18 protein-coding genes and 1 pseudogene are annotated in these 20,010 nt (G+C 70.8%); 12 read left to right on the top strand and 7 right to left on the bottom strand.

Annotated features, from left to right (window positions below; genetic code table 11):
• Positions 1-61: 61 nt before the first annotated feature.
• Entirely contained in the window at positions 62-490 is a 429-nt protein-coding gene (locus tag AB0M93_RS08650) for a spore-associated protein A (RefSeq protein ID WP_364269874.1), read from the top strand.
• Positions 491-782: 292 nt separating this feature from the next.
• Here AB0M93_RS08650 and AB0M93_RS08655 read toward each other — a convergent pair whose 3' ends face one another.
• Positions 783-1,352, bottom strand: a complete 570-nt coding sequence (locus AB0M93_RS08655; protein WP_364269876.1) for a TetR family transcriptional regulator C-terminal domain-containing protein — start codon at positions 1,350-1,352, stop codon at positions 783-785.
• 275 nt (positions 1,353-1,627) lie between these two features.
• On the opposite strand from AB0M93_RS08655, the gene AB0M93_RS08660 reads away from it, so the two are divergent.
• From AB0M93_RS08660 to AB0M93_RS08675, 4 genes and pseudogenes are all read left to right on the top strand, one after another.
• The gene (locus AB0M93_RS08660) at positions 1,628-3,271 is read left to right on the top strand and encodes an FAD-binding protein (RefSeq protein WP_364269878.1); all 1,644 of its coding nucleotides are present in this window, start codon (positions 1,628-1,630) and stop codon (positions 3,269-3,271) included.
• A 31-nt stretch (positions 3,272-3,302) separates the two neighbouring features.
• Positions 3,303-3,575: pseudogene (locus AB0M93_RS08665) on the top strand (transposase); the annotation flags it as partial.
• 464 nt (positions 3,576-4,039) lie between these two features.
• Positions 4,040-4,519, top strand: a complete 480-nt coding sequence (locus tag AB0M93_RS08670; RefSeq protein ID WP_364269880.1) for a peptidase inhibitor family I36 protein — start codon at positions 4,040-4,042, stop codon at positions 4,517-4,519.
• A gap of 649 nt (positions 4,520-5,168) precedes the next feature.
• A complete protein-coding gene (locus AB0M93_RS08675) occupies positions 5,169-5,558 on the top strand; it encodes a nuclear transport factor 2 family protein (protein ID WP_364269882.1) in 390 nt (129 codons plus the stop codon).
• Positions 5,559-5,628: 70 nt separating this feature from the next.
• Here the strand turns inward: AB0M93_RS08675 and AB0M93_RS08680 are convergent, their stop codons facing one another.
• Complete coding sequence (locus AB0M93_RS08680; protein ID WP_364269884.1) at positions 5,629-6,456, bottom strand: NAD(P)H-binding protein; 828 nt, start codon at positions 6,454-6,456, stop codon at positions 5,629-5,631.
• A gap of 81 nt (positions 6,457-6,537) precedes the next feature.
• Between AB0M93_RS08680 and AB0M93_RS08685 the strand changes: the two genes are divergently transcribed.
• Positions 6,538-7,506 (top strand): AraC family transcriptional regulator, encoded by a 969-nt coding sequence (locus tag AB0M93_RS08685; protein WP_364269886.1) that lies wholly within the window; start codon positions 6,538-6,540, stop codon positions 7,504-7,506.
• A 324-nt stretch (positions 7,507-7,830) separates the two neighbouring features.
• Here AB0M93_RS08685 and AB0M93_RS08690 read toward each other — a convergent pair whose 3' ends face one another.
• The 5 genes from AB0M93_RS08690 to AB0M93_RS08710 form a co-directional block, all read right to left on the bottom strand.
• Positions 7,831-9,528 carry an alpha/beta fold hydrolase gene (locus AB0M93_RS08690; RefSeq protein ID WP_364269888.1) on the bottom strand — a complete coding sequence of 566 codons (1,698 nt, stop codon included), beginning with the start codon at positions 9,526-9,528 and terminating at the stop codon, positions 7,831-7,833.
• 62 nt (positions 9,529-9,590) lie between these two features.
• Entirely contained in the window at positions 9,591-10,091 is a 501-nt protein-coding gene (locus AB0M93_RS08695) for an RDD family protein (RefSeq protein ID WP_364269890.1), read from the bottom strand.
• 43 nt (positions 10,092-10,134) lie between these two features.
• The gene (locus AB0M93_RS08700; protein ID WP_364269892.1) at positions 10,135-10,785 is read right to left on the bottom strand and encodes a response regulator transcription factor; all 651 of its coding nucleotides are present in this window, start codon (positions 10,783-10,785) and stop codon (positions 10,135-10,137) included.
• Complete coding sequence (locus tag AB0M93_RS08705; RefSeq protein WP_364269894.1) at positions 10,785-11,969, bottom strand: histidine kinase; 1,185 nt, start codon at positions 11,967-11,969, stop codon at positions 10,785-10,787. The genes AB0M93_RS08700 and AB0M93_RS08705 overlap by 1 nt, the downstream gene beginning before the upstream one ends.
• Before the next feature lie 25 nt (positions 11,970-11,994).
• Positions 11,995-12,441, bottom strand: a complete 447-nt coding sequence (locus AB0M93_RS08710; RefSeq protein WP_364269896.1) for a hypothetical protein — start codon at positions 12,439-12,441, stop codon at positions 11,995-11,997.
• Positions 12,442-12,635: 194 nt separating this feature from the next.
• Between AB0M93_RS08710 and AB0M93_RS08715 the strand changes: the two genes are divergently transcribed.
• The 6 genes from AB0M93_RS08715 to AB0M93_RS08740 all read left to right on the top strand — a co-directional run bounded on the left by AB0M93_RS08715 (position 12,636) and on the right by AB0M93_RS08740 (position 19,909).
• Positions 12,636-13,448 (top strand): SDR family oxidoreductase, encoded by an 813-nt coding sequence (locus tag AB0M93_RS08715; RefSeq protein ID WP_364269898.1) that lies wholly within the window; start codon positions 12,636-12,638, stop codon positions 13,446-13,448.
• Between the two features lie 60 nt (positions 13,449-13,508).
• Positions 13,509-14,216, top strand: a complete 708-nt coding sequence (locus AB0M93_RS08720) for a hypothetical protein (protein ID WP_364269900.1) — start codon at positions 13,509-13,511, stop codon at positions 14,214-14,216.
• Between the two features lie 48 nt (positions 14,217-14,264).
• Entirely contained in the window at positions 14,265-15,218 is a 954-nt protein-coding gene (locus tag AB0M93_RS08725) for a sigma-70 family RNA polymerase sigma factor (RefSeq protein WP_364269902.1), read from the top strand.
• Between the two features lie 12 nt (positions 15,219-15,230).
• A complete protein-coding gene (locus AB0M93_RS08730; protein ID WP_364269904.1) occupies positions 15,231-16,082 on the top strand; it encodes an NAD(P)H-binding protein in 852 nt (283 codons plus the stop codon).
• Positions 16,083-16,104: 22 nt separating this feature from the next.
• Positions 16,105-17,010 carry an AraC family transcriptional regulator gene (locus tag AB0M93_RS08735; protein ID WP_364269906.1) on the top strand — a complete coding sequence of 302 codons (906 nt, stop codon included), beginning with the start codon at positions 16,105-16,107 and terminating at the stop codon, positions 17,008-17,010.
• Between the two features lie 133 nt (positions 17,011-17,143).
• Complete coding sequence (locus AB0M93_RS08740) at positions 17,144-19,909, top strand: AAA family ATPase (RefSeq protein WP_364269908.1); 2,766 nt, start codon at positions 17,144-17,146, stop codon at positions 19,907-19,909.
• Positions 19,910-20,010: the final 101 nt, after the last annotated feature.

Below are 20,010 nucleotides of genomic sequence, written 5' to 3' on the forward strand. Positions count from 1 at the left end.
CACCACGTTCCGCGAGCCACTGGCGGGGGCTTCCCCTCGGCAATCGATGAAAGGTGATCCGTTGACTGAAAACACGAAACAGCGCGCTACGAGGACACGGCGGTGGGCCGCCCTGCTAGTCGCGCTCGGCGCCGTCCTCGTCGGGCTCCTCACCGGCACCGGGACCGCGTCGGCCGCCACCTACAATGGCGTCTGCGGCAGCGGCTACGGCGTGAAAGACCAGCACTCCATCACCGGCGGGACGATCTTCCTCACCTACAGCGGTTCAACCGGAAACAACTGCGTGGTGACCATACGCAATACATCGGGGACCGCAATTTACATGGACGCGTTCGTCCGGCTGACCGGTGCCCTCAACTGGAACGACGACCCGGGCTACTGGACCACGTACGCCGGACCGGTGTACGTCCACGCACCGGGCCGGTGCATCGACTGGGGCGGCTCCATCGGCAGCGTCACCTGGGCCCAGTACAACTCGCACTGCGGCTGACGCTGCTCGCGGGTTTCCGGGGGTCGCACCGTCGGTGCGGCCCCCGTCCGGGGAGTCCTCGTCCTCGGTGGGCAGGCCGAGACTCGACCCGGGCGGCTCACGACCGACATGTCCGCTTCCGGCGAGGCCGGCTACTTCCCCGGCGCCGACACCGCCGCGATCAAGGCGGCGATCACCGAGGTTATCCTGTCGGGCGTTTCGCCCAGCCCGCCGAGGTAGCGGCCGCTATCGCGTTTCTCGTCTCCGAGGACGCCTCGTACGCCACCTGCCGAACCCTGCTTTCCCAGCTGAGTTAGCCGCCGCCGTCTGGGCGAGACCGGTCGTCGAGTATCGCGTCCAGTCGACGGAGAGCGATGTCGTGGGCTTGTCGCGGGGTGATGGTGCCGACAATGGTGAGGCCGGCCAAGCCCGTGGTCAACGCCAGTAGTTCACGGGCCTGGGGTACGAACGCCGAGTCAGCTGCGTCTCTGTCTCCGTGGTGCTGGTGGAGCAGAAGCGCGAGCAGGGTGATCAGCCCGTCGTAGTCCTGCTTGATCCGGTCGGCGAGGCGGGGTCGAGTGAGGGCGTAGGTTTCGAACGCCTGCATGATCCGGAACATCCGGCGTTCCTCACTCGTCCGCGGGATGAGTTCGCCGACTACCGCACGTACCACCTCCGCCGGGGGGTCGCCGTCGGGATGGCGGGGCAGGGCGTCCTCGACCTGGCGAGCGCCGCGCTCGGTGATCGCGGTGAACGCCGCGAGCACCAGGTCGTCTCTGCTCGGGAAGTAGTGCTGGACCCGGCCGACGGAGACGCCGGCCCGTTCGGCGACGCGTCGGAGGGTGATCTGCTCGGCTCCTTCGGTGTCGACGATGGTGAACACCGCCTCGAGGATCGCGTCACGGCGCTGGTCATACGCAGCGCCGCGGCCGCGTACCGCCGGTCGTCCTTCGTCCGCCACGTCCCCTCCTTCTCAATACGAACGCATTGATTTGACCACAGGTCGGCTCGTCGGCTAACGTCACCCTCAAATCAATACACTTGTACTCATTTGGGGGCGGGGATGATCAAGGTGATCGGGCTGCTGCTTCTGGCGCGGCACAAAGGGGCCGAAGCGAACCGGCGTCCCGGGGTACTTCCCGACCGGGAGAACCAGTGATGACCGAACTGTCGCGTCGCCGATGGATGCTGGCCGCAGGCACCACGGCAGCAGCACTGGTCACGTCGGACACCCCGGCGACGGTGGTTCCTGCCGCACTCGAGCCGGTTGCCGCGCCACCGATACGCCCCGGCGAACCTCGTTACGAGGATCTCGCGCGACGACGGATCAACGCGCGCTTCGATCCTCGCCCCGCTCAGTTCCGTGTACCGACCTGCACCGAGCAGGTCGTGCGCGCGGTGCAGGACGCGGTGCGCGCCGGCCGGCGGATCACGGTGCGCAGCGGCGGGCACGGTCAAGAGAACTTCGTCGGCGAGGGCAACCACGGTCTGGTCATCGATCTCGTCGAGTTGAACCGGGTCGAATTCGATCCGGCGCGGCAGGCGTTCCTCATCGAGCCGGGCGCCCGGCTGATGGACGTCTACCAGAAGCTCTACTTCGGTTGGGGCGTCACGATTCCCGGCGGCCAGTGCGGCACGGTCGGGGCGGGCGGCCATATCCAGGGCGGGGGCTACGGACCGTTGTCCCGGATGTTCGGATCGACAGTGGACCATCTCTACGGCGTCGAGGTCGTGGTGGTCGACAGGGCGGGCAATGCACACGTGGTGGTCGCCACCCGCGAACCCGATGACCCGCACCACGACCTGTGGTGGGCACACACCGGCGGGGGTGGCGGAAACTTCGGTGTCGTCACGAAGTACTGGATGCGCTCACCCGGCGCCACCGCCGGCACGGACCCCGCCCGCATACTTCCCCAGCCACCGGCGTCGATGCTCAGCGGCTCCGTCGAGTGGTCCTGGCAGGACCTGCGCAAGGACACTTTCCGGCTACTGCTGCGCAACCACGGTGCATGGCACGCCCGCAACAGCGTCCCCGGCACGCCGCAAGCCAGGCTGTTCAGCGCACTGTTCATCACCAACAACAGCGCCGCTGCAACTTTCCAGGCCACCGCCGATGTCGACGGGACGCTGCCCGGGGCGCAGCGCCTGCTCGACGACTACCTCGACGCACTGTCCGCCAGGACTTCCGGCCGGCGGCGCGAGCAGACCCGAGCCCCATGGTACGAGGCGACGTGGCGGACAGTGCAAGGACAAATCGCACAACCGTTCCGGTACAAGCAAAAAGCCGCGTACCTGCGGCGTCAGTACACCGATGCGCAGATCGACACCATCCACGACACACTGACCCGGCCGGGCAACGACATGCTCGCGCTGGAACTGCTGTCCTACGGCGGGCAGGTCAACGCAGTGGCGCCGGAGGCGACCGCACTGCCCCAGCGCGATTCGGTGATGAAGGCACTGTTCGTCGGGGGCTGGGCCGACGCCGCGGGCGACGCGGAGGCCATTCGCAGAGTGGCGCAGTTCTACTCGGACGTGTACGCCGACACCGGCGGATTCCCGGTGCCGAACGCGGTGAGCGACGGGTGCTACATCAACTACCCGGACATCGATGTCCTGAGCCGACAGTGGAACCCGACCGGTATCGCCTGGCCTGCGCTGTACTACAAAGGAAATTACCCGAGACTCCAGCGAGTCAAACGAGACTACGATCCCAGGAATGTCTTCTGGCACGCACTGTCAGTCGAGTTATCTGCAAGCGAGAAGCCGCAGGTGACAGAAGATCGACATATCATTGGCGGCTAGGGCGTGTCCCGTAAGTGGTTGAGTTGGTGAGTTGACGGATAAGGCGTGGGCTGTGATCGAGCCGCTGCTGCCACCGCAGCAAGGTGGTGGCAGCAGCGGTGGCGTGATCACCGCCAAGTCATTAACGCGATCTTGTGGAAACTGCGCACCGGTGCCCCGTGGCGCGACCGAGGACGGCACCTGGGACAAGATCCTCGACCGGGTGATCGTCAAAGACGACGCTGTCGGCAGCCTCGAATGGATCATCTCGGTCGACTCGAGCGTGGTCCGGGCCCATCAGCACTCGGCTGGTGCCCGGAAAAAGGGGGATGCAGCGACGGCGTCGAAGCCCTCGCCTGCGACGAGGAAGGACTCGGACGGTCGCCCGCCGCGTCGCCAAGGGCTCCCGCGGCGGGCGACCACCAGCATTCGATGCCGAGGTCTACGCCGAACTCACCATCGCCGCCATCGTGCTCTGGCTCCGATGACTTACAGGAAAGCTCCTAGGCGGTGACGCCGGTGACCCGATCGGCTCGGGTGCGAGGCCGGCCGCCCGCCGGTAATCCGTTGTGGATCTTTGGGACCGCTCCCAAGCATTCGGCACTACCATGAATGAGCGGCACCTCGCGGAGGATAGGGAAATTCAACGCCCTGAAGAAATCACAGATCCTATTTCGAACCTTTCATGCGGATGCCGCGCGTTGACTGTCCGCCATCGCCGGCCGCCAATTCAGGTGGCTGGTTGCGGCCGAATGCGCGACCATGAGGAAATTCAGGGAAGGTGAGCCGATGAAAAGAGAAGCAATATTCGCGATCGTGTTGACGGCACTGATCACCCTGTTCACAGTCTCGCCCGCCTCGGCTTCGGAAACGAGGACGAGCGGGGTGATATCGAGCCTCATCTCCCACAACCCCGGCGCACGGCAGATCGCGCCCGGCGTGATCAGTCTCCCCAACGGTGTACGGGTGACATACTCGTCCGGCAAGCCGAAGGCGGGGTGTCCGGACGAGTACCTCTGCCTTTACAACGGCACGTACGGAGGCGGGGAGGAGCTGCAGTTCTACGACTGCGGGTTCGTGAACATCGGAAATGACTACGGCTGGAGCGACCAAGTGCGCTCATACGAAAACAACCAGACGCCGGGCACAAACACCATTTTCATGAACTGGAACGGCAGTTCATGGGACGAGCTCTACACCTCCGTGGCATACGACTACCAGGACATCACTGGTTCGGTCCGGTATACTGACGGCCTCTGGGTCTGCTGAAGGCTGACAAAGAATATCCGGCGCGAGCTCGGCATTCGAGGAAGTCACGCTCCTTTGATGCCGAGCTCGGCTCGTCGGCGAGTACGGGCTGCGAGTTCGGCCGGGACAGTCCGTGAAGCGCGAAATCACCGCCGCCGTGGTGATCCCGAGCAGTTGCTGGCTCCCGTCGAAGACAGCCACGCTCCCGCGGTGCCGCCCCTGCCGCGGCACCGAGAACCGGCCGGCGGGACAGGGCTCATCCAGTTGCGGTGCGGGCACCCGCTCCGCTGTCAGCCGGAGCGGTCGTGACGCCCGCCCGCGGCGGACACCGCACGGTCCCGATGCGGACTACTTCCGTGATCATCACCCGCACCCGGGCCCAACTGACTCGTCGTCCGCGTCCCGGCCGCCCCACCGAATGGAGCCGCTGAGCACCTGGTGCCGGCGCCGCGGCCGCGCTCGCTCGCGGTCGTGGCGCCGGCAAAGCTGCGCTCGATCCTCATCGAGGCGGGCACACTCCGGTTCCCGCCCGAGCAATCCCGCGGTCTCTCCGTGTCCTGGATTCCGACCCCGCTGATCCACCGTCGAAATCGGCTCATCCGTACGACCGGCCGCGCGCAGCCGGGTGAGTAACATGCGCGGCGCCGGTGTGGACCAGGGAAGGAAGACCATGACACGTGACTCCGAGACCCGGGCGCGGATCGAGGAACACTGGACTGCCTCCGAACTCGGTGATGCCGACACCGAGCACGCGATCTACGCGGCCGACGCGATCTTGGACTACCCGCAGTCCGGGGAGCGCTTCCGCGGCCGCTCGACGATCCGGGAGCAACGCGGGGGTCACCCGGCGGAGCGCCATTTCACAATCGTCCGCATCCAGGGCGGCAGCGACCTCTGGGTCAGCGAGTGCGTGATCACCTACGACGGCGCACCCACCAATACGGTGAGCATCATGGAGTTCGCCGACGGATTCGTGCGGCACGAGACGCAGTATTTCGCCGAACCGTTCCCGGCGTCGCCGTCGCGAGCTTCACTGGCCGAGCCGATCCCGGGCCGGTAGCGATGTGGCCCGAAGCCATGGTGCTGCCGGCGAAGCCGGGGTGATTCAGCCGGGCGGGTGGTCGGCCGGGTCAGTTCCAGACACCCGTGGCGGCGGTTTCGGTGACGTAGTCCTCGAACGGCCTGGCGGGCCGGCCGAGCGCCCGTTCCACGCCGTCGGCGGCCTCGGGGACCGAGCCGTCGCGGATGGCGACGAGGATGCCGGTGAGCAGCCGCGCGATGTCGGGCGGGACACCGTTGGCGACCTGCCGCTCGATGTGCGCCTCGGGGGCGACGTCGACGTACCGGATCGTGCGTCCGGTGGCCTTGCCGATGACGTCTGCCGCCTCACCGAAGCTGATGGCCCGGGGTCCGGTCAGCTGGTGGATCCGGCCACCGTGGTGGTCTTCGGTCAGCGCCGCCGCGGCGACTTCGGCGATGTCCTCGGCGTCGATGAACGGTGTGCGCCCTTCACCGGCGGGCAGGGACAGCGTCCCGGCGAGGACCCCCGGCAGCCAGGGACCCTCGCTGAAGTTCTGCGAAAACCAGTCCGGTCGCAGGATGGTCCACTCGAGTCCGGAGGCGCGCACGGCCTGTTCGGCGGCCTTGAGCGGATGGCGGTCGTCGGCCTCGCCGACGCCACCGGCCGACAGGAGCACCAGCCGCCGCACACCCGCGGCGACCGCATCGGCCACGAACCTCGGGATGCGGTCCCCGCTCGCCTGCAGGTCGGGTTCCACGACGTAGGCGGCGGTCACGCCCTCGAGTGCAGGTGCCCAGGTGGCCGGATCCGCGAGGTCGAACGCGATGTCTCCGCCGGCGCGGGAAGCCACTCGCACCGGCCGGCCGGCAGCCTTGAGGCGCCGGGTGACGCGGCGGCCGGTCTTCCCCGTGCCGCCGACGATGAGGATGTTCTGCATGCCGGACAGCCAACTCCCCGACGCGAAGACGATCCATGGGAGGACGTCGCGAATGCCTTTGTGATCGTCTACGGTGGCCGGGTGGACGTGCTGAGCGATCTGCTGGTCCGGGCCCGCGCCGGCAACACCCAAGTCCGGCAGCTGATCCGGCGGCCACCGTGGTCGGTGACCTACGCCGATCCCCCACCGCTGACCGTCGTGGCCGCACTCGGCGGATGCGCTTCGGCCAGGTTCGACGACGCCGGCGCCGCGGCGGTGCCGCTCGCCCCCGGGGACATCGCCCTCATCAAGGGACCCGGCCGCCACACGATCGCCGACGACCCGGCCACCCCACCCGGGTTCGTGATCCACCGGGGCAAGAAACACTTCCCCGACGGAGGCGAGGTGCCGGCGCAGGCCCAGCGGCACTCGGCCCCCCGTACCTACGGCGACAGCCTGCCCGGAGCAACCACCATGCTGCGCGGCGTTTACGACCTCCACGGTGACGCCGGCGCCCGGTTGCTGGACATACTGCCGCCACTGGCGGTCGTGCCCGCCGGGCCGCGAACCCGGCCGGCGCTGGATCTGCTGGCCGCCGAGATCGCGCGCGACGAACCGGGCCAGGACGCCGTCCTCACCCGGCTGCTGGACCTGGTGCTCGTGCTCGCCTTACGCGCCTGGTGCGCCGGGCCGCAGGCAGTGCTCCCTGCCTGGTACCGGGCGTTGGAAGATCCCGCCATCGGCGCCGCGCTGCGCCTGATGCACGACGATCCCGCCCACCGCTGGACGGTCGCCGCACTGGCCACCAGGGTCGGCATGTCCCGCGCCGCCTTCGCCGCACGCTTCACCACCTTGACCGGCCAGCCACCACTCACCTACCTCACCGGCTGGCGGATGGCCTTGGGAGCGGACCTGCTGCGGGACACCGAAGCCACCGTCGCCGCCGTCGCCCGCACGGTCGGCTACGAGGACGCCTTCGCCTTCAGCGTCGCATTCAAACGCGCCCGCGGCGTCAGCCCCTCGGTCTGGCGCCGCAAGTCCGTTGACACCAGCGCAATGACCGGCAGGTGATGAGCCACGCCGTCCGGCCGCAGCAGCCCACCGCGCGGGGGGCCCATCGGGCCCCGTACACGCGAACCGGGGCGATGCCCGACCTGACCCGCTCGATCGAACTGACCGCGACAGCGCTGACCGCGCATGCCGCCGACGATCCGAGGCGGTCGGCGTGTCCACCCCCACGGTCATCTCGCCGGGCTCCAGCTCCGCGGCGATCGCGGGCCAGCGGCCTGTACCGGCGCCACGCCGATCCAGGCCGCTGCGATCGAGGAAGCGCAGCTTGTCGTGCGGCCACCGGCGGCAGCTCGCCCGGCACCGGCCTCCTCGGCGTTCAGCTCGTCAGCGCCCGTCGTTGAGCTCGCCGATGCGGTGCCGCACGGCCGCGCGCAACGCCGGATCACCGGTGCCGGCGGCGCTCGTCGTCGCCACGTGGCGGCCGGTGACCGGGCCGGCCACCGGAAAGACACGGTCCTCGCCGGGCAGCGGGACTCCCGGGCAGGTGACCGTGCCCGGCCGGGAGTTCGCGACCAGGAAGACGTTGACCATGCCGTCGACGCAGGGGTTGCCGCCCAGAGCGTACTGGCCGTGGAACGCCGCGTCGTCGACCGAAACCAGCGGGACCCCGGCCGCGCGGACCGCCGAACGTGCCTGCTCGTAACCGGTTTGCGGGTCGAACTCGCCCTGGACCACCAGCACGTTCCCGGCGATCTCGGGCGGGAGCCCGGCCAGGGCCTGCCGGGGCCGGTCGGACCAGAACCCGCACGGCTCGGTCAGCCCGTAGGCCCAGCCGAAGATCGGGTACTGCGGGCCCTGCCGGTCGGACAGGCGCTTGTACCAGCCGGCGGTCTTCGCCGGCTGGTCGCCGCACGCCACCGCGTACCGCGTCCCGGAAACCCTGCGGTAGTCCGGTTCCGCCGCCGCCAGCCCGGCGACGACGTCGGCGCCGGTCAGCTGCGCCAGCCGCTTGCCGAACGCGGCGGTGGACCACGTGTCCAGCGGCCCGGCGAGCGCCGCCGGGACCTGGACGGGCTTGCCGTCGAGCTGCCCGGCGCCGGCGACGAGGACCGCGGCGTCCAGGAGCCACCGGATCTCGCTGCCGTTGCCGACGAACAGGGCGTCGAACTGGTCGGGCGCCACGCCGAGCCCGGCGTAGAAACCGCGCAGCCGCTCGATCTTCTGCTTCACCTCGGCCGGCGACGCGCCCAGCTGGGCCGGGAACTGACGGGCCAGCCACGGCACGAAGACCTCGTCGGTCTGCCGCTGGCCGATCATCGGGAACGCCTCGAAGGCGGCCTGCAGCCGGCCCTCGAAGTCGACGCTGGAGTCGAGCACCACCTTGCCCGCGTGGCCCGGGAACAACGACGCGTACTTGGCGCCGAGCCAGGTGCCGTAGGAATACCCGAGGTAGTTCAGCTTCTCGTCCCCGAGCAGGGTCCGGATGAGGTCCATGTCGTGCGCGGTCTGCCACGTCGTGATGAACGGCGCGATCGCGTCGCTCTGGCACGCCTCCGCGATCGCCCGTGGCGTCTTCTGGTGCTCGGCGATGCTCGTCGCCGAGCGGTCACGCGCGTCGAGCGGCCCCTGCGGCAGCCGTCCCGCCGGGACCTGGCAGCCGAACCCGGTGTCCGCGGTCCCTTCGTGCCCGGTGCCGCGGGGGTCCATGCCGATGAAGTCGTACCGCTCGTTCACGCTCGGTTCGAGGCCGGCCAGCGCCCCCGCGAGGGAGCTGCCCTGACCGCCGGGCCCGCCGGGGTTCACCAGGAGCGCCCCGGTCCGCTCCCCCGTCGCCGCAACGCGGCTGATCGACACGCTCAGGTCCACCCCGGACTCCGGGTTCGCCCAGTCCCGCGGCACGGTGATCACCGCGCATTCGGCCGTCTTCGCCCCGTCGGCGGCCGGGAACGGGCACGCTCCCCAAGTCACCTGCTGGCCGGTGTAGCGGTCCGGCGTGGCCGCGGCGGCGGTTCCCGCCGGAACGGCCGGAACCGCGAGCAGCACGGCGGTGGCCAGGAACCGGCTCGCTGTTTTGCTTTTCACATGACGCCCCTCGTCCGGGTGAATGATCACCCGGAGTATGGCGTTCATCCCCGGCGCCGGGATCAACCAGAAGTACGAGGAGATTCCGGCCCGGCCCGCACCACGAGGGTCCGTGCCACCAAGTCGCCGATCCGCTGCCGCCGCCGGGTCACCACGATGCTGACGACGGCGACCAGCCCGAACAGCAAGCCGTCCACCGTCATCAGCAGCCACCGGACGACGTAGGCGCGCGCCTTCGGCTGCCCGCCGCGCAAGGTTTCCACGCGCAACCCCACGATCAGCATGCCCGGCGTGATCCCGCCCCGGCGCAGCGGGATCCAGATGTGGATGAGGGCGTCACAGGCGTAGTTGACCACGAAGAACGTGATCGCGGGGCCCCACAGGATCGTCTTCGGCGGCACCCACCCCCACTGCAGCAGGGGAATGGCGACGAGACCGGCCGCGAGGGCGGCGAACATCCCCACGCCGGCGGCGAGCGCCTGGTCCAGCACCGCCTGCACCACCCGGCGTCCCGCCATCCGCAGCCGCTTCGGCACTTCTCGCCGCCCGGCCGGGAGGGTCACCGCGCTGACCGCACACTCGGCGAGTCTCGCACACCGGTCAAGGTCATCCCAGCAACCCCCGCTGCCACGCCCAGACCGCGATCTCCGTGCGGTTCCGCAGTTCGAGCTTGCGCTGCACGCTCGCCAGGTGGGTCTTGACCGTGGAAAGGGAGACACGGAGGTCGTCGGCGATCTCGGCGTTGGTCCGGCCGCGGGCGACCGCGAGCACCACATCGGACTCGCGCTCGGTCAGCAGGCCCGGCGTCCCCTGCGCGCGCCGCCGCGCCTGTTCGGTGAACCGGGCGAGCAGGCGCACAGTCACCGACGGCGACACCATCGCCTCCCCGCCGGCCGCCGCGCGGACCGCGTCGACCAGCAGCTGCGGACCGGCGTCCTTGAGCAGGAACCCGCTGGCGCCGCCGAGCAGGGCGGCGTAGACGTTCTCGTCCGCGTCGTAGGTCGTCACCACCACCACGCGCAGCGGGTCCGCGACGGCCGGCCCGGCCAGCAGCTCGGTAGCCCGCAGACCATCCACTTTCGGCATCCGGATGTCCATCAACGTGACGTCCGGCCGCAGCTGCCGCGCCAGCCGGACCGCGGCCTCCCCGTCGGGGGCCTCGGCGATCACTTCGATGTCCGGCGCGGCGTCCAGCACCAGCCGGAACCCGGTGCGCACCAGCACCTGGTCGTCGGCGACGAGCACCCGGATGGTCATCAGAGCCCCCTCGGCAAGGCGTCGAAGGGCGCGTCATCGCCGCCGAGCGGGAGCCGCGCCACAACAGTCCAGCGCGCCCCGGGTCCCGGCCCCGCGGTCAGACTGCCGCCGAGCATCTCCAGCCGCTCGGTCATGCCGATGATGCCGAACCCGCCGGGCGCGGAACGCGGGTTCGCGGGAACGCCGTCGTTGCCCACCTCGAGCACGAGTTCGTCGGCCTCGACGCGGACGGAGACGACCACCTCGGTCGCGGCGGGCGCGTGCCGGCGGGCGTTGGTCAGCGCTTCGGTCACGACGCGGTGGACGGTCGTGGCCAGCTGGGACGGCACCGGCAGCTGGTCCAGTTCCTCGGCGACGGCGACGCGGGCGAAGGACCCGGCGGCCGCGCGCACCGCGTCACCGAGCACGGCACCGGACAACGGGGGCACGTCCCGGGTGTCCCGCAGCATCCCGACCAGCCGGCGCGCGGCGGCCAATGCCGCACCGCCGGCTTCCTCGATCTCGCGGTACACCGCCGCGTGGCCGCCGACGTCCGCGTTCGCTTCGGCGATCGTCCGGGCAGCCTGCACGCGGACGACGATCCCGCTGACGTGGTGGGAGATCAGGTCGTGCAGTTCCCTGGCCAGCTGCAGGCGTTCCTGGCTGCGGACCCGGTCCAGCGCGTCGCGCTGCCTGCCGTCCGCCGCGCGCAGGATCAGCCCGACCCCGAGGCAGGCACCCCAGTATGCCGCGGCGGCCACCGCCAGCAGCGTCTCCGGCTCGCCGGCGCCGTAGCGCAGCAGTGGCGCGGCGATCATCACCGCGCCGAGGGCCGCGGCCAGCGCGGCCGCGCGCTTCGGCTCGAGCTTCCGGCCGGCCGAAGCCGTGAGCAGCCCGGCGGCCACGATCTCGGCGACCGGCGGCTGGCGCTGCGCGTGCGCGGCGACCGCCACGACCGTGCTGATCGCCGACAGCGCGGCGACGACGCTCCCCAGCACGCCGACGTGGCGGGGGAAGCGCCGCCGCAGCACGGCCAGCACCGGGATCGCCGTCCCGGTGGAAGCCAGCACCCCCGTCAGCGGCGCGGCCCAGCCACCGCCTTCGCCAGGCACCTTCAGCACCAGCACGACGTCGGCGACGATCGCCACGGCCAGCACCGCGAGCTCGGCGCCGAGCATGCCGCGCCGGACCCCCGTTCTGCGCATGGCCGTCATGATCCCGCGGACCGGATCAGCCCGCGCGCCGAACCCGGGCGAAGTAATGGTTGGACGGCGACAGGTAGCTGAGCACGGTCGCGACGACGGCCACCCCGCAGCTCAGGTAACCCGCCCACGAAGGTTCGGTGGTGACCAGCGAAGCGGCCTGCAGCAGGGTGAAGACAGTGAGCGTGACGCGAGCCCAGTTGCGGCCCGCCTTGAGTTTGAACGACAGCCAGAGGTAGACCAGCGCGATGACGACGGCGATGGCGACCGGAACGGCCTGCGCGAACAGGGTGAGCCGGTCGAGCTGCTCCGGCGTCAGCGTGGGGTTCGTCCTGCGCAGCGTCGCCGCGATTTCGTCACGCGCGCTCAGGACGAGCAGCCCGCCGGCGATCGCGGACACCGTGGACACCAGGAAGCCGAAGAAGGCGGCAATGATCGTGCTGGGCGGGTTCTCCCGCGCTGTTTCGGTAGTCATACCGGGCAAGTTAGGACTCGCCGCGCGCCGGCACCGCCTGAGATGAGCTCGTCTCGTACTTTCGGCCGAGGCCGCGGTTCCGCCGCTCAACGCGCGGTGAGAAGCCGGTCCAGCCCGATGTCGCACTCCGTTGTGGGCGCACACCGATTACTTTCGCTCCACGGTCGCCTCTGTATGTGCAGGAGGTGGTCGCCATGGCCGGATCTACCGGGGTCGGGTTGCTGGAAAACAAGAACGTGGTCGTCTACGGCGCCGGCGGAGCGGTCGGCAGCGCGGTTGCGCACGGATTCGCCCGCGAAGGCGCGCGGGTCTTCCTGACCGGGCGGAATCGCGACGTCGTCGACACCGTCGGCAAGGAAATCTCCGCCGCGGGCGGAGCCGTGGAGAGTGCGGTGGTCGACGCGCTGGACGAGGCGTCCGTCGCCGAACACCTCGACGCCGTCGTCGCCGACGCCGGCGGCGTCGACGTGTCGTTCAACGCCATCGGGATCTCGCCGCGCGGGCTGCAGGGGATCCCGCTCGCCGAGCTGGCGGTCGAGAACTTCATGCGACCGGTCACGACCTACGCCCAGGCGCACTTCGTGACCGCGAAATCCGCCGCCCGGCACATGATCCCCCGGGGGTCGGGGGTGATCATGATGCACACCCCCGAACCCGCCCGCGTGAGCCTGCCCCTGGTCGGCGGCATGAGCGTCGGCTGGGCGGCGATGGAAGCCCTCAACCGCGCGCTGTCCGCGGAATGGGCCCAGCACGGCGTCCGCTCGATCTGCCTGCGCACCACCGGCATGGTCGAGACACCGGCCATCGACGTCGTGTACGGGCTGCACGCCGACGCGCTGGGCATCCCCGTCGACCAGTTCACCGCCGCCGCCGTCGCGATGACCCACCGCAAGCGCCCGACCACACTGGCCGAGCTCACGGCGGTCGCGGTGTTCCTCGCCTCCGGCCGGGCCGCCGCGATGACCGGCACCGTCGCCAACCTGACCGGCGGGCTCATCGTCGACTGACCACGACCCGCCCCGGCCGCCACCCCGGCGGCCGGAGCATCTCGACCAAGGAGCGACTCCATGAACGACCTGCTCGCGACCGCGGTCGCCGCGCACGGTGGCCTGGACCGGTGGAACCGCATCCGGGCGATCCGCGCCGGCGCCGCCATCACCGGGGCCTTCTGGCAGGCCAAGGGCAAGAGCGACGCGATGAAGGACGTCCGCTTCGAGGTGGACACGACCCGGGAACGGCTGACCATGGACTACGCCGGCCGGCGCCCCCGGTCGGTCTTCGAGCCCGGCCGGGTCGTCCTGCAGGGCCCCGACGGCACGGTCGTCGACGCGCGCGACGACCCGGAACGTGCTTTCGACGGTCACGGGTTCCAGACGCCTTGGGACGACCTCCACCTCGCGTACTTCACCGGGGAAGCACTGTGGACGTACTTGATGACGCCGTTCCTGTTCACCTGGCCGGGATTCGCCTGCGAAGAGCTCTCGCCCGTCGAGAGCGACGGTGAAACCTGGCGGCGGCTGAAGGTCACCTTCCCCGGCCACATCAAGAGCCACTCCCGCGACCAGGTGTTCTGCTTCGGCCCGGACGGGCTGCTGCGCCGCCACGACTTCACCATCGACATCGTCGACCCGGACACCGAGTCACAGCTGCACGCCGCCGGCTACCGCGACATCGACGGCATCGTCGTCCCGGCCACCCGCCGGGCCTACGCCACCACGGGCGAGGACCGGGTCGTCCTCGTCGCCATCGACCTGGCCGGCATCAGTTTCCGCTGAGCCGGAGCCGTCCCGCACCATCGACCGGAAGCGTGGATCATGCACCCTGTGACCGAGACCCAGAACGGCGACGAGGATTTCGGACAGCTGAGCGAACCGTTCCGGCGCGAGCTGCTCGTCCACTGCTACCGGTTGCTCGGTTCGGTCGACGAGGCCGAAGAAGTGGTTCAGGACGTCTATCTCGATGCCTGGCGGGCGTACGGCCGGTTCGAGGGCCGGTCGTCGTTGCGCACCTGGCTCTACCGCATCGCGACCCGGGCGTGCTTGAAGGCGCTGGAACGGAGCAGACGCAGGCCGCTGCCGGCCGATCTCGGCGCCCCCGAGACGAATCCGAAGGCCGGGCTGGCCGAGCCGGCCCACGAGGTGCCGTGGCTCCAGCCGGTCCCCGACCTGCTGTTCGCCGCCGCACCGGCCGACCCGGCAGCGGTCGTGGTGCGGCGGCAGACCATGCGGCTGGCCCTGATCGGGGCGCTCCAGCAGCTCCCGCCGCGCCAGCGAGCCGTACTGATCCTGCGCGACGTGCTGCAATGGCGGACCACCGAGGTCGCGGAACTGCTGGAGATGACGCCGGCGGCGGTCAACAGCGCGTTGCAGCGGGCGCGAGCCCAGGTTCCGCTCGAAGAGGACAGCCTGACCGAACCCGCCGAGCCACGGCAGCGAGCCCTGCTCGACCGGTACGTCACCGCGTTCGAAACCGCGGACGTCGACCAGCTCGTCGCGGTGCTGACCCAGGACGCACGCTGGGAAATGCCGCCGATCCCGACCTGGTTCGAAGGCCGCGACACCGTGCTCGCTTTCCTGGGCAGGCAAATGCCGATCGTCGGGCCGGCCGAGCTGGTCCCCACCGCCGCCAACGGGCAACCCGCGTTCGCGGTGTACTCCCGCGGTCGCGACGGTGCGCGCCGTCCCCACGCCCTGCACGTGTTGACGGTGACCGACGAGGGTGTCAGCCGGATCGTCGCGTTCCACGGCTCCGCGCTGTTCCCGCTGTTCGGGCTCTGACCGGGCAACGGCATGCCCGGACCGGAGAACCACGATGCCGCGCAGCTGCGGCTGTTCTGCCGGCTCATGCTCGGTTCGGCCGACGCCGCCGACCGCGTGCTCCGGCAGATCCACCGCCGTGCCCCCGACGGCCCCGACGAGCATCCCTCGGACCGCGCCCGGCTGTTCCGGATGGCCGCCGACCTCTGCGGCGTCCGCCGGCCAGGCCCGAAAAGGAGGATCATGCACATCGGAGTCATCGGTGCCACCGGCACCGTCGGCAGCCGGATCGTCACGGAAGCGCTCGACCGCGGGCACCAGGTCACGGCGTTCAGCCGCGACGCCTCCGGCATCGAGGACGGCCGGGAGAACATCCGGTGGAAGAACCTCGACGCCACCGACTCCGGCGCCATCGCCGGGATCCTCCCCCGTCTCGACGTCCTGATCAGCGGATCCGGCGCCGGCAACGCGGCCAAGGACCCCACGGAGCCCGGAATTCACGCGCGGGAGGCAGCGGCGTTGCTGACCGCGCTGGAAGGCCGGCTCCGGGTCCGGCTCATCGTCGTCGGCGGCGCCGCGAGTCTCGAAGCCCGGCCAGGGGTGGTGTTCGCCGGCTCCGACGAGCTGCTCGATGCCGCGGTGCTGCGCGGCCACGACGAGGCGCTGAACCTCTTCCGCGCCTCCGACCGGCTCTGGACCTACCTGAGCCCAGCCGGGGAAATCGCCCCCGGCGAACGCACCGGCCGGTTCCGGATCGGCGGCGACCAACCCGTCACGGACGCCGGGGGACGCAGCCGCATCTCCGCCGAGGACGCGGCGGTCGCCGTTCTCGACGAAGTCGAGCTTCCCCGTTTCGTGCAGCGCCGCTTCACCATCGGCTATTGAATGCGGTGCTTCAATGATGACCATGTCGCTCGACGAGTTGCGTGCCTTGCTGGCCCGGCATGCCCGGCCCGATCTGAGCACGGACATCGATGCCGTGCGCATCTTCCGCGCCGACCGGCCCAGCCCCCCGACGCCGACCACCTACGGCCAGGTGCTGGCCCTCGTCGCCCAGGGCGTCAAACGGTTCGCGTTGGGCGACCGCCTGTACGAGTACCGCGCCGGCGAGTACGTCATCGCCTCGGTGGACCTGCCGGTGACCGCGCAGTTCCACCGAGCCAGCCCGGGGGAACCCGCGCTCGGCTTCGGCCTCGACCTGCGGCCGGCCGCCGTCGCCGAAGTGCTGCTGGCCGCGGACGCCGGGGACCCGCCGGAACCCGACCCCGGCACGCCGGCCGGCCTGGCCGTCAGCACCGCCTCCGCCGAACTGCTCGATGCCGTCGTCCGTCTCCTGCGGCTGCTCGACCGGCCCCGCGACATCCCGGTGCTCGCGCCCCTGATCAAGCGGGAGATCATCTGGCGGCTGCTCACCGGTGAGCAGAGCACCGTGCTGCGCCAGTTCGGCCTGCCCGACAGCAGTCTCAGCCACATCGCCAGGGCCGTCCAGTGGATCCGCGACCACTACGCGCTGCCCTTCCGCGTCGAGGAGGTGGCGCAGCGGGCGGGCATGAGCGTCTCCGCGTTCCACCGCAACTTCCAGGCCGTCACCTCGATGAGCCCCATCCAGTACCAGAAGCAGATCCGCCTGCAGCAAGCCAGGCTGCTGCTCGCCGCGGATCCCGGCGACATCGCCGGGATCAGCCGTCAGGTTGGCTACGAGAGCCCCGCCCAGTTCAGCCGCGAGTACCGCAGGCAGTTCGGTGACCCGCCGCGCCGGGACGCGGTCCGCCTGGGCGTGAACGTCCGAACCGGTGCTTCTCGCGACGGTTGACCAGAACTCGCGACTTCTTGCTCGTTCCTGCCCGCTTGCCCCGCTGACCGGCTCGGCCGCCGGGGACTCGCTATAGCCTGCCCGGACGGTCGGCTGGTGACCGGCAAGCAACGACGGGTGCGTGAGGTAATGAGTGGCCGGTGTCGAACTGTTCGGGCGTCACGATGAGCTGGCACGGATTTCCGTGTTCCTCGACCGGGTGCGGCAGGGCGGCGGCGTCCGGCTGATCCGCGGCGAACCGGGAGTCGGCAAGTCCGCCCTCATGGCCGCCGCGGCGGAACTCGCGCTCTCCGGCGGGATGCGCGTGCTGCGGGCGTCCGGTTCGGAGGTCGAAGCCGACGTCGGCTACTCCTGTCTCAACCAGTTGCTGCTTCCCGTGCACGCGGCTCTGGACCGCCTCCCGCCCGGCCCGCGCGAGGCGCTGTCGGTGGCGCTCGGTTTCGGAGCCGGTGCGCCTCCGGACGTCCTCCTGGTCTGCAACGCCGCGCTGCTGCTCGTCACGGAGCTCGCGGCCGACGCGCCGGTCGTCCTGGTCGTCGACGACGTGCACTGGATCGACCGGCCGAGCGCCGTCGTCCTCGGCTTCCTGGCCAGGCGACTCGAGGGCCGCTGGGCCGGGCTGCTGCTGTCGGCCAGAACGGGCTCGGCGAGCTTTCTCGACCTGCGGGGGCTGTCCGAGCACGTCGTCGAGCCGCTCCACGACGAGGCGGCCGGGCAACTGGTCGAGACCCTTCACCCGCAGATGCCGGCTCGGGTGCGACGGCGCTTGCTCGACCTCGCCCAAGGCAGTCCCCTCGCGTTGCTGGAGCTGCCTGCCTCCCTGCTGGGTTCCGCGCAGCGCACGGTGACCGATGCCGAGGTCGTCCCGCTCAGCGATCGCCTGCAGGCGATCTTCGCGGCGCGCCTCACCACACTGCCCGAGGCAACCCGGCAGGTGCTGCTGCTCGCCACCTTCGAAGGCGCCGGCGACGTCCGGGTACTCCGCGCCGCGCTGCCCGACCGGCCCAGCCTGGCGGACTTGGCGCCCGCCGAGCGTGCCCGGCTGGTGCGCGTGGACGACGCGACGGCCCGGATCGCGTTCCGGCACCCCCTGATCCGGTCGGCGATCGTGGCGATGTCCACCCACGAGGAGCGTCGCACCGCGCACCTCGCCCTCGCCGGCGCCTTGGCCGAGGACCGGGAACGCCGCGCGTGGCACCTCGCGGCGGCCGCCGTCGGCCCCGACGAGGCGGTGGCGGAACTCCTCGAGGACGCAGCGCGTCGCGTGCTGCTCCGCGGGGACGGGTTCGCGGCGATCGCGGCCCTGGTCCGCGCCGCCGAGCTGAGCACCACGGGCGCCGGCCGGGGACGGCGGCTCGCCGAGGCCGCGTACATCGGCGCGGAGGTCAACGGCACCGTCGACGACGCCAAGATCCTGTTGACCGACGCACGCCGGGCCGCTCCGGACTCCGCGGGCTCCCTGCACGCGGCCAACGCGGCCGTCTTCCTCATGATCAACGGGGACGGCGACGTGAACACCGCACACCGGCTGCTGACCGGGGCCATCGAGACCGGCGACCACGGCTACCGGGCCGACGACCTTGCGCTCGTCGAAGCCATGCACACCCTGCTGCTGCTGTGCTGGTACGGGAGCACCCCGGAGTACTGGAGAACGTTCTTCTCGATCTCGCGGCGGCTCCGGCCGCAGCCGCCGGACGTGCTGTCGCTGGCCAGCGACAGCTTCGCCGATCCGGTGCGCACCGGGAAGGCCGCTCTGCCACGGGTCGACGCGGTCCTGCGGACGCTGACCGACGACGTCGACCCCGCCCGCGTCGTGCGGATCGGTACCGCCGCGGTGTACCTCGACCGCCTCGGCGACTGCCGGGAGTCGTCCTGGCGGCTGGTCCACCACGGACGGGACGGCGGCGCACCCCGCCGGCACCTCGGTGCCCTGATGCACCTGTGCCTCGACAACTACCTGGTGGGACGGTGGGACGAGGCCGAAGAACTCGCCGCCGAGGGACAGCGGATCTGCGACACCGGCGGCTTCCCGTTCTTCGCCTGGTACTTCCGGTACATCCGGGCGATCCTCGCCGCCGGCCGCGGGCGGTTCGACGAGGCGTACGCGCTCGCCGACGAGATCACGCACTGGGCGCTGCCCCGCGGCGTGACGGCCGCCGTGCTGTTCGCGCACCACCCGCGGGCACTCGCCGCCGCGGGGCAGGGTGACCACGACGCCGCTTTCGGCCACGCCGCCGCCATGAGCCCGCCCGGCGTGCTCGCCTCCCACGTTCCCCACTGCACGTGGGTCATGTTCGATCTGGTCGAGGCGGCCGTGCGGATCGGCCGCACGGCCGAAGCCACGGCCCACGTCCGCGCGATGCGGGCCGCGGACGTGGGGGCGTTGTCGTCCCGGATGGCCTTGCTCCTGGCCGGCGCCGAGGCCCTCGTCCTCGACGGCGACGAGCAGGTGCTCCGTGTGGAAGCCGCGCTGGCCGGCGCCGATGCGGAACGGTGGCTGTACGACGGGTCACGGGTGCGGCTGGCCCTCGGCGAGAAACTGCGCCGGACCCGGTCGGCGGCGCGGGCCCGGCGGCACCTTCTCGCCGCGCACGACGGATTCGCCGCCATGGCGGCCGGACCGTGGCTCTCCCGGGCGGCCGGGGAGCTACGTGCCACCGGCCACCGGCCGGCCCCCGAGCAGCGCGGTGAGCCGGCCGCGCTGACGGCGCAGGAGGCGCAGATCGCGCAGCTGGCGGCGAGTGGCCTGACCAACAAGCAGATCGCCGAACGCCTGTACCTGTCGCACCGGACGGTCGGCGCCCACCTGTACCGGATCTTCCCCAAGCTGGGCGTCACTTCTCGCGCCGGACTCCGGGATGCTCTGTCGCCGCCTGCTGATGCGCCGACTGCGCGCTGAGCTCGCCGGCAGCACGTTCAGCAGGCGCGTGATCGCCGTCAGGTCGGCCCGGTTCGACGGCGTGACCGGTCCGTCGTCCAGGTCGAACAGAGCACGGTCAC

Source organism: Amycolatopsis sp. NPDC051102 (genome assembly GCF_040682815.1).
Lineage (GTDB): Bacteria > Actinomycetota > Actinomycetes > Mycobacteriales > Pseudonocardiaceae > Amycolatopsis.